8 protein-coding genes and 1 pseudogene are annotated in these 9,491 nt (G+C 51.4%); 3 read left to right on the top strand and 6 right to left on the bottom strand.

Going from position 1 to position 9,491, the window contains the following annotated elements:
- Window positions 1–321: 321 nt before the first annotated feature.
- The 4 genes from Q9J32_RS09870 to Q9J32_RS09855 all read right to left on the bottom strand — a co-directional run bounded on the left by Q9J32_RS09870 (window position 322) and on the right by Q9J32_RS09855 (window position 3,679).
- A complete protein-coding gene (locus tag Q9J32_RS09870) occupies window positions 322–837 on the bottom strand; it encodes a hypothetical protein (protein WP_301884927.1) in 516 nt (171 codons plus the stop codon).
- 65 nt (window positions 838–902) lie between these two features.
- A complete protein-coding gene (locus Q9J32_RS09865) occupies window positions 903–1,322 on the bottom strand; it encodes a DUF4124 domain-containing protein (RefSeq protein WP_301884924.1) in 420 nt (139 codons plus the stop codon).
- A complete protein-coding gene (locus Q9J32_RS09860) occupies window positions 1,309–3,231 on the bottom strand; it encodes an ATP-binding cassette domain-containing protein (protein ID WP_301884922.1) in 1,923 nt (640 codons plus the stop codon). Before Q9J32_RS09860 ends, Q9J32_RS09865 begins: the two co-directional genes overlap by 14 nt.
- Window positions 3,232–3,307: 76 nt before the next feature.
- A complete protein-coding gene (locus Q9J32_RS09855) occupies window positions 3,308–3,679 on the bottom strand; it encodes an Mth938-like domain-containing protein (protein ID WP_301884919.1) in 372 nt (123 codons plus the stop codon).
- Between the two features lie 196 nt (window positions 3,680–3,875).
- Between Q9J32_RS09855 and Q9J32_RS09850 the strand changes: the two genes are divergently transcribed.
- Both Q9J32_RS09850 and Q9J32_RS09845 read left to right on the top strand, forming a co-directional pair.
- Entirely contained in the window at window positions 3,876–5,183 is a 1,308-nt protein-coding gene (locus Q9J32_RS09850; protein ID WP_301884916.1) for a homoserine dehydrogenase, read from the top strand.
- Window positions 5,176–5,610: a hypothetical protein gene (locus tag Q9J32_RS09845; protein ID WP_301884913.1), complete on the top strand. Its 435-nt coding sequence runs from the start codon at window positions 5,176–5,178 to the stop codon at window positions 5,608–5,610. Before Q9J32_RS09850 ends, Q9J32_RS09845 begins: the two co-directional genes overlap by 8 nt.
- Before the next feature lie 124 nt (window positions 5,611–5,734).
- On the opposite strand, the gene Q9J32_RS09840 is transcribed toward Q9J32_RS09845, so the two are convergent.
- Together Q9J32_RS09840 and lon are read right to left on the bottom strand one after the other, a co-directional pair.
- Window positions 5,735–6,004 (bottom strand): HU family DNA-binding protein, encoded by a 270-nt coding sequence (locus Q9J32_RS09840; RefSeq protein WP_301668071.1) that lies wholly within the window; start codon window positions 6,002–6,004, stop codon window positions 5,735–5,737.
- A 182-nt stretch (window positions 6,005–6,186) separates the two neighbouring features.
- Window positions 6,187–8,649, bottom strand: coding sequence for an endopeptidase La (gene lon / locus Q9J32_RS09835; protein WP_301884910.1), 2,463 nt, complete (start codon window positions 8,647–8,649; stop codon window positions 6,187–6,189).
- Between the two features lie 250 nt (window positions 8,650–8,899).
- Between lon and Q9J32_RS09830 the strand changes: the two are divergent.
- Window positions 8,900–9,491, top strand: a pseudogene (locus tag Q9J32_RS09830) (methyltransferase); the annotation flags it as partial.

Here is a 9,491-nt window from a genome sequence, read left to right as displayed (position 1 = left end):
AAAAAAATCAGACATTCGGGTCGCAACAGAAACCTTTGCCAAAACCTGCTTGCAACGTTTCCGATTCTGTAACCTTTCTACAATAGGACAAAACGTATCATTATGCGAGCTATAGAAAATAACTGTATGTGTTTTAAAAGTTGACCTTAAATACGATATACAGGCAGCAGACACACAGATATGCCGCCCATACTTTTTTAATCCAAAACATTATATTAACGGGTGCAAACAGTAAATCGCCCGACTTATCCCAAAAATTCTCTTACTTTTTCATCATTTCTTCTGTCAAATCCTTGGAACGGTCGATTTGAAAACACGGCTTTACATACGCCCCAATTCCCTTTGCAGGGCTTGGATATTTTGCTGTCTGTCCAAAACATTGCTTTGCAATGCGTTGATTTCTTGATGGTTGATGTTGCCGCCTTTTGCCAGACGTGCTTGTGATAACATTTTTTGGGCTTCAGCCAATGCTTTGCGTTCGTTGCTCAATTCTGTTTCTAGAATGGAACGTCTGCTGTTGTTTGCGGGTGCCTGTTGCGGTGGGGGCGTATTGGATTTTGCCGGCTTGGATACTGTTTTGACCGGGGCTTTATATTTGACAGCCTGCCCGCCGTTTGACGGTGATGGTGCCGGTTCGGATGTTTGGGGCGGGATATAGCGTTTGCTGCTGTAGTTGCCGATCGGGGGCAAGTCGGTTGAGTGGCAGCTTTTAGACGGCTTGGTGGTGTAAACGGTTTCTCCGTTGATTGTGCAGGTATAGATTTTGGCCGCATTCGCACCCAACGGGCTTGAAATCAGGGAAAGGTTGATTAGGATTAAGGGGAGTTTTGATTTCATAATGTGTTTGATACTCGGATAATAATTTGATTTTTGGGGATTTTTTGTAAAGCTTTCTTGGCGTTTTATGGACTTTTCTTTTCGGTTGTCCTCTTTTGATTTTCCTTCGGGGCTTTGGCAGCCTGCCTGTTCTTTTTCCCGGCAGGTTTTTTGCTTTTCTTTTTGTTTCCTGTGTGTATTTTGGCTTCTTGACTGAGTTTTTTAATTTTCAGGCGGTATCCGCCTCCCTGATAGCTGCTGATTTTAGGCAAATCCGCATAGGCGCACGATTCTGACGGGTCTGATGTATATACGCTTTTGCCATTTGAGTTGCAATGGTATATGGAGGCTTGCGCCGCCGCGCCTGAAAGGGACAGGAGAACCAAGGCGGCAAAAAGTCTGATGTTCATACCGGTAAAGTAAAAAGGCGGTGGTAACGTCCGAATTATACCGTTATCGGCAGGTAAAGATAAGCACCCTGCCCGCGCTTCTTTATCGCTCGGCAAACTGTTTCTCGATTTCAGTTTCAATCCGTTCCAATTCTTCTTGGCAAGCCAGCCAAACCTCTTCGATTTGGGCAAGCTGTGTTTTGACTTTTGCCAGATTGGATAAAGTGTCCTGCAATTTTTCTTTGTTTTCCTCAAAGTAAGCTTCTTCTTGTGCTAAAAATGCCTCACATGCCGTCTGAATTTCGGAAAGCCATGCCATTTCTTTTTCGGCTTTGTCGATTTTCTGCTGTATCGGCTTACTGCGTCGGGCTTTTTCTTGACGGATTTGTGCTTCGATACGCTTGGTATCCTTGCGGTTTTGGCTTTGAGCGGATGCTGCGGGCGCGGCGGCGGCGTTTTCCTGCGCCAAGCGCCATTGGCGGTAATCGTTTAAATCGCCGTCGAAGTTCTTCAGACGGCCTTTGTCGATCAGGAGGAAGCTGTCGGTAGTCGCTTCAAGCAGGCTGCGGTCGTGCGACACGACGATTAAGGCACCTTGGAAACTTTGCAGAGCGAGCGTCAGGGCGTGGCGCATATCCAAGTCCAAATGGTTGGTCGGCTCGTCAAGCAGCAGCAGGTTCGGCTTTTGCCAAATAATCATAGCAAGGGCGAGGCGTGCTTTTTCCCCGCCGGAAAAGGGTTCGGTTTTCTGCAACGCCATATCGCCGGCAAAGTTGAAGCCGCCGAGGAAATTTCGGATTTCTTGTTCGCGTACTTCGGGCGAAAGCTGCTGAATGTGCCAAACAGGGCTTTGGTCGGCGCGGATGGTATCGAGTTGGTGTTGGGCAAAATAGCCGATATTGAGTTTTTCGGAACGGACGATGCTGCCGGAGAGCAAATCGATTTTGCCTGCCAAGGCTTTGATAAAGGTGGATTTTCCGCTGCCGTTGACACCCAATAACCCGTAACGTGCACCGCTCTCCAGCGACAGGGTAATGTCGTGCAAAACGGTTTTGCCTTCGTAACCCAAATCAGCGTGTTCCAGCTTCAGCAAAGGATTGGGCAGATGATCGGGATTGTAAAACTCGAAAGAAAACTCGCTGTCCAGATGCGCGGGCGCGACGCGTTCGAGTTTTGCCAATGCCTTCATACGGCTTTGCGCCTGCACGGCTTTGGTAGCTTTGGCTTTGAAGCGGTCGATAAAGGATTGCAGATGTTTGATTTGCGCCTGCTGTTTGACATAGGCGGCTTGTTGCTGCGCGAGACGCTGCGCACGTTCGTTTTGGTAAAAATCGTAATTGCCGCCGTATTGGGTCAGCTTCTGCTGCGACAGTTCGATGGTTTGGGTGGTCGTTGCATTGAGGAAATCGCGGTCGTGGGAAATGATGATTTGCGTGCAAGGTAAAGAGGCAAGGTGGTTTTCCAGCCACAAGACGGTTTCCAGATCCAAGTGGTTGGTCGGTTCGTCAAGCAGCAACAAATCGGCACGGCAAATCAGGGCTTGGGCGAGATTGAGGCGCATACGCCAGCCGCCGGAAAAGGATTTGACGGGGCGGCTGTGTTCTTCTTGCGAAAAACCCAGTCCATCCAACAGTTTTGCCGCGCGGGCAGGCGCGGTATAGGCGTCGATTTCTTCCAATTTGGCGTGATATTCCGCCTGCTTCATACCGTCGTTTTCCGCCTCCGCCCGCGCCAATGCCGTCTGAAGGATCTGTAACTCGGCATCGCCCTGCAAAACGTAATCCAAAGCGGAGATGTCCAAGTCGGGCGTTTCTTGGGAAACGGAAGCCAGCCGCCAGTTTTTCGGAATCGAGACATCGCCGCCGTCTTGAGTGATTTCGCCCTTGATTAAGGCAAACAGGCTGGATTTGCCCGTCCCGTTTTTGCCGATCAAACCGACTCGCTGACCGGGATTGACGGCGGCGGAAGCCTTGTCGAGCAGGACTTTCAAACCGCGTTGCAGGGTGAGGTTTTTAATTTCAATCATAACGGAAATATCGTCGGGCGGAAAAAGCCCGTATTTTACCTGAAAGTCAGTGCCGATGCCGTCTGAAACGGGAAATTTACGGCTGAAGCCAAGCCCAGGCCCTGCGCCCTTCCGAGTGCAGGAAAACCAATGTCCTGAATGCTGGATCGGTATTCATGCATTCCACGCCGATTCCGACTCGGGAAAAATCCGCGATGATTTTGGGATGGATAAACTCCTGCGCCGCGCCCGTCCCGATAATCAATATTTCCGGATAGTCAACAGGTTTGATGTCGGACAACAGGTTTTCCGGAGTCAGGTCGGACAATGACTGCCATTTTGAGGGCATTGCCGAACCTTGCCGCAACAGCACAGGCCGGTCGAAATATTGCCCCGCCAACCGGATTCCGCCCGCGCCGCATTCATATTCCGCAAACTGTCCGTCTATCGGATTTTCTTCAAACAGCATATTTTTGTCCTTTTGCCGCTTCAGTCGTGTCGGAAAAGGTGCAAAATCAGACAAATTCATGTAGGATTAGCGGATTTCATCTGACCTCTCCTGCTGATTTCAGACGGCATTTGATTTAAAGTGCGGCACAATTATATCGGCAGCGGATATTTTCGTCTTTCAATATTTACATTCAGTCGGCTTACAAGGAGACACAATGAAGCCAGTAAACATCGGTCTTTTAGGTTTGGGTACGGTCGGCGGCGGTACGGCTGCCGTGTTGCGGGACAACGCGGAGGAAATTTCCCGCCGCTTGGGGCGCGAAATCCGTATTTCTGCCGTGTGCGATTTGAGCGAAGAAAAAGCCCGTCAAACCTGCCCGTCCGCCGCCTTTGTCAAAGACCCGTTCGAACTGGTCGCGCGTGAAGACGTCGATGTCGTCGTCGAACTGTTCGGCGGTACCGGCATTGCCAAAGAAGCGGTATTGAAAGCCATTGAAAACGGCAAACACATCGTTACCGCCAACAAAAAACTGCTCGCCGAATACGGCAACGAAATCTTCCCGCTGGCGGAAGAAAAAAACGTCATCGTCCAATTTGAAGCGGCAGTCGCCGGCGGCATTCCGATTATCAAAGCCCTGCGCGAAGGTTTGGCGGCAAACAGGATTAAGTCCATCGCCGGCATTATTAACGGCACCAGCAACTTCATCCTCTCCGAAATGCGCGAAAAAGGCAGTGCGTTTGCCGACGTATTAAAAGAAGCACAGGCGTTGGGCTACGCCGAAGCCGACCCGACCTTCGACATCGAAGGCAACGACGCAGGCCATAAAATCACCATCATGAGCGCGCTGGCATTCGGCACGCCGATGAACTTTTCCGCCTGCTATCTCGAAGGAATCAGCAAACTCGACAGCCGCGACATCAAATACGCCGAAGAACTCGGCTACCGCATCAAACTTTTGGGCATCACCCGCAAAGCCGAAAAAGGTATCGAATTGCGTGTCCACCCGACCCTGATTCCCGAAAGCCGCCTCTTGGCAAACGTCAACGGCGTGATGAACGCCGTGCGCGTCAACGCCGACATGGTTGGCGAAACCTTATATTACGGTGCGGGTGCGGGCGCATTGCCGACCGCTTCCGCCGTGGTTGCCGACATCATCGACATCGCCCGCCTGATCGAAGCCGATACAGGCCACCGCGTACCGCATCTGGCGTTCCAACCCGCCCAAGTCCAAGCGCAAACTATCCTGCCTATGGACGAAATCACCAGCAGCTACTACCTGCGCGTCCAAGCCAAAGACGAACCAGGCACGCTGGGGCAAATCGCCGCGCTGTTGGCACAAGAAAACGTGTCCATCGAAGCACTGATTCAAAAAGGCGTGATTGATCAAACCACTGCCGAAATCGTGATTCTGACCCACAGCACGGTCGAAAAATACATCAAGTCGGCAATCGCAGCCATCGAAGCACTGGATTGCGTGGAAAAACCGATTACCATGATCCGCATGGAAAGCCTGCATGACTGAGCCGAAACACGAAATGCCGACGGAAGAGCAGGTTGCCGCGCGTAAAAAAGCAAAAGCCAAAATCCGCACCATCCGTATTTGGGCGTGGGTCATTTTGGCGTTGCTCGCTTCAACCGCCCTGCTCTCCCAATGCGCGATGTCCAAACCGCAGGCGAAGCAGAGAATTGTCGAGTCCTGTGTGAAAAACATACCGTTTGCCGAAAAATGGCAGAACGATTTGAAAGCGCGTGGCTTGGATGCGGACAATACCCGCCTCGCCACCGATTACTGCAAATGTATGTGGGAACAGCCTTTGGACAGATTGAGCGAGAAACAGATTAGTTCCTTCGGCAAACTCGGCGCACAAGAACAGCTTGACCTGCTTGGCGGTGCAAACGCGTTTGAAGCGCGCGACAGACAGTGCGTTGCTGATTTGAAAGCTGATTGAACCGCCGAACCGGAATGCCGTCTGAACACGGGAAAAGCGTTTCAGACGGCATTTTTTCAAACTGACCAACAGGACAAACAAAAAGCCGATTCTTCAAGGAATCGGCTTTTTACTGAAAAACAGTTTACAGTGCGTCTTTCAATGCTTTACCTGCACGGAATTTAGGCGTTTTGGCGGCGGCAATGGTCAGAGGCTCGCCGGTTTTGGGATTGCGGCCTTGGCGTTCTGCACGTTCGCCGACGTAGAAAGTACCGAAACCGACCAAAGTAACGGTATCGCCTTGTTTCAGGGCGTTGGTTACTGCATTGGTAGTGGCATCCAAAGCTTTTTGTGCGGCGGCTTTGGAAATGCCGGCTTCTTGAGCAATCGTTTCAATCAATTCAGACTTGTTCACAATCAGTCCCTTCCTATCTTAAAAAATGATGAAATGCCCGAATACTCGGGGGTTTGTACTGCTTGAGCAACTTTCGCTTTATAGCAATTCTGAAATTGCCGTGTCAAGCAAAAAATACGGAATCGCCCTATTTTACAGGCTTTCAGGACGAAACCGCATTTTTACAACACATTTCCTGCGTTTCAATGTTTGATTGCCCTGCTGCGGGGTTTCGGTTTTGAAGCGGGTTCCGCCGCCGCTTCCACGGCAGAAGGTTCTGCCCAAGGCTCAGGCCGGCTTTCCAAACCCAGAGCCAATACCTCGTCTATCCATTTGACCGGATGGATGGTCAGGCCGGTTTTCACGTTTTCAGGGATTTCCTCCAAGTCTTTGACGTTGTCTTTCGGAATCAGGACGTGTTTGATGCCGCCGCGAAGCGCAGCCAACAGTTTTTCCTTCAAACCGCCGATCGGCAGGACTTCGCCGCGCAGGGTGATTTCGCCCGTCATGGCAACATCGGCGCGCACCGGGATTTTGGTGAATGCGGACACCATCGCCAAAGTCATGGCAATGCCTGCACTCGGACCGTCTTTCGGTGTCGCACCTTCGGGAACATGGACATGGATGTCTTTTTTCTCGTAAAAATCAGGAGCCAAACCCACTGATTCTGCACGGGAACGGACAACAGACCATGCTGCGGACACGGATTCCTTCATTACGTCGCCCAACTGACCGGTGCACTGAATCACGCCCTTACCCGGCAATGCTGCGGCTTCTACGGTCAGCAGTTCGCCGCCGACTTCCGTCCACGCCAGACCGGTTACTTGTCCGATACGGTTTTCGCTTTCGGCAACGCCGTAATCAAAGCGGCGCACACCCAAATAGTCGTGCAGATTTTTCTCGTTGACTTTAACCGCTTTAGGTTTGGCTTTGCTGGTTTTCTTGGTTTCAGACAACCTCTTCTTATCTTCGTTCAAGGTAATCTGCATCACCACCTTGCGGCAGATTTTGGCAATCTCGCGGTCGAGCGAACGCACGCCCGCCTCGCGGGTGTAGTAACGGATAATATCGCGCACCGCGCTTTCTTCGATTGCCAATTCCCCTTCTTTTACGCCGTTGCGCTTCATTTGCTTCGGCACGAGGTACTGCATCGCGATATTGATTTTTTCGTCTTCGGTATAGCCGGACAGACGGATGATTTCCATACGGTCGAGCAGCGGTGTCGGGATATTCAGACTATTGGATGTGGCGATAAACATCACATCACTCAAATCGTAATCCACTTCCGCATAATGATCGGCGAACTTGTTGTTTTGCTCGGGATCAAGCACTTCAAGCAACGCGCTGGCGGGATCGCCGCGGAAGTCGCTGCCTAATTTATCGATTTCGTCGAGCAGGAACAAGGGGTTTTTCACGCCGGCTTTTGCCATATTCTGCAAAATCTTACCGGGCATAGAGCCGATATAGGTGCGGCGGTGTCCCCGTATTTCGCTTTCGTCGCGCACGCCGCCCAAAGCCATGCGGACATATTTCCGCCCCGTTGCTTTGGCGATGGATTCGCCCAAAGAGGTTTTACCTACGCCCGGAGGACCGACCAGGCACAGAATCGGGCCTTTGAGTTTGTCCATACGTTTTTGGACGGCGAGGTATTCCAAAATCCGTTCTTTGACTTTTTCCAGGCCGTAGTGGTCGGCATCCAGCACCAGTCCGGCTTTGGCGATGTCTTTGCTGACGCGGGATTTTTTCTTCCACGGCAGGTCGAGCAGGGTGTCGATGTAGTTGCGTACGACGGTGGATTCGGCAGACATCGGCGGCATCATTTTGAGTTTTTTCAGTTCGGACAGGCATTTTTCTTCCGCTTCTTTGGTCATCCCGGCCTTTTTGATGCCTGCTTCCAAGGCATCCAGTTCGCCGTTTTCGTCTTCTTCGCCCAATTCTTTGTGTATCGCTTTAATCTGTTCGTTCAGATAATATTCGCGTTGGGATTTTTCCATTTGGCGTTTGACGCGTCCGCGTATGCGTTTTTCGGCCTGCATGATGTCGAGTTCGGATTCCAACTGTGCCAGCAGAAATTCCATCCGTTTGCCGATTTCGGGGATTTCCAGAATCTGTTGGCGTTGCGCCAGTTTCAACTGCAGATGCGCTGCGACCGTATCGGTTAGCCGGCTGTTTTCGGCAATGCCGTTGATGCTGCCGATAATTTCGGCAGGGATTTTTTTATTGAGTTTGGCGTATTGTTCAAACTGCGCCAACAGGGTGCGGCGCACGGCTTCGAGGTCGGTATTGCCGCCCGTGTCTTCTTCCACGACCGCCTCTATATGGGAAACGAATAGACCGCCCGTGTCTTCAATGGTCAGAACACGTCCGCGATACAGACCTTCGACCAATACTTTTACCGTGCCGTCGGGCAGTTTCAACACTTGCAGGACTTGTGCGACCGTACCGGTTTGATACAGGTCTGCGGCGGAGGGGTTTTCTACTGCGGCATCGGTTTGCGCCAATAGGAAAACCGGTTCCTCGCGGGTAATGGCGTTTTCCAGTGCGGCGATGGACTTCTCCCTGCCGACGAACAGCGGCAGAACCATATGCGGGTAAACGACGACATCCCGCAAAGGAAGGGTTGCCAAGGCGGCATATTCCTCAAAATGCTTTTCTTTTTGTGTCATAGGTACTCTCTTGTGTCTGACAGAATACGGATTGCCGCGTAAATTGGGGTTGAAAGCATTATTTCAAGCATACGCGGTTTATTTATGGAGTTTGATGCGATGCCGTCTGAAACATTCCGGCTTTAGACGGCATGGGCTTGGAAAGACAAGGCAGGAACAAAAAACAGTTCTGTGTTGCCGCTCCTTGCTGTACCATCCGTATGGTTTACGGTTCTGCCGCCCTATTTTCAAAACATGACGCAGGTATCCTATGTCTTCTTTTATTTTTCCCGATAACGGGTTCGAATGGCGCAACGAAAGTCTACAAAAGCCGCCCAAAAGTTGGCATTATGTCCGCGAAAGCGGTGCAAACGGCATTTTGAAGACTGCCTATCAAAATATTGCAACTGTCTGGCAGGGCGATTTCCACAATGCCAAACAGGTGCTTTCGGCAATGAAGAAGAAGGTCCGCAAACCTGCCGCCGTCCGTTCCGATGCGGACATCGCCGCCCTTTTCCACGCCCACCGTATGAAGCAGGCGCAACAGAGCCGTATTCTGAATATGCTTGCCGTTGAAATCCGCCCCGGTTTTGTGTTGGACAACAAACGCGCGCCCGATATACGCGCCGCTTTGCTCGACGTGTACGGAGAGGCGGACGGCAAACCGTTTTTCCTGCCGCTCAATCTGCTGCTGGGGTTTATGGGTGCGCACGAGTGGCATAAGAAAGGGGTTGCCGTTCCGCAGTTGGGCGGCAGCATACACGTTCCTTTCGGCGTATTTTCGCCGTTGCGCGGCGAATACCTCGACCTGCTTGCCCATGCGCCGTCAACGGGTTTTCAGACGGCATTCGATATCGGGACGG

It is taken from the genome of Neisseria uirgultaei (genome assembly GCF_962719845.1).
Lineage (GTDB): Bacteria > Pseudomonadota > Gammaproteobacteria > Burkholderiales > Neisseriaceae > Neisseria > Neisseria bergeri.
This window is presented reverse-complemented; position numbering and strand designations above follow the sequence as displayed.

Excerpts from the sequence above, each read along its gene's own strand:
- Q9J32_RS09870 (WP_301884927.1), bottom strand. The coding sequence starts at position 837 with ATGAAATCAAAACTCCCCTTAATCCTAATCAACCTTTCCCTGATTTCA.
- Q9J32_RS09860 (WP_301884922.1), bottom strand. The coding sequence starts at position 3,231 with ATGATTGAAATTAAAAACCTCACCCTGCAACGCGGTTTGAAAGTCCTG.
- Q9J32_RS09855 (WP_301884919.1), bottom strand. The coding sequence starts at position 3,679 with ATGCTGTTTGAAGAAAATCCGATAGACGGACAGTTTGCGGAATATGAA.
- Q9J32_RS09850 (WP_301884916.1), top strand. The coding sequence starts at position 3,876 with ATGAAGCCAGTAAACATCGGTCTTTTAGGTTTGGGTACGGTCGGCGGC.
- Q9J32_RS09845 (WP_301884913.1), top strand. The coding sequence starts at position 5,176 with ATGACTGAGCCGAAACACGAAATGCCGACGGAAGAGCAGGTTGCCGCG.
- lon (WP_301884910.1), bottom strand. The coding sequence starts at position 8,649 with ATGACACAAAAAGAAAAGCATTTTGAGGAATATGCCGCCTTGGCAACC.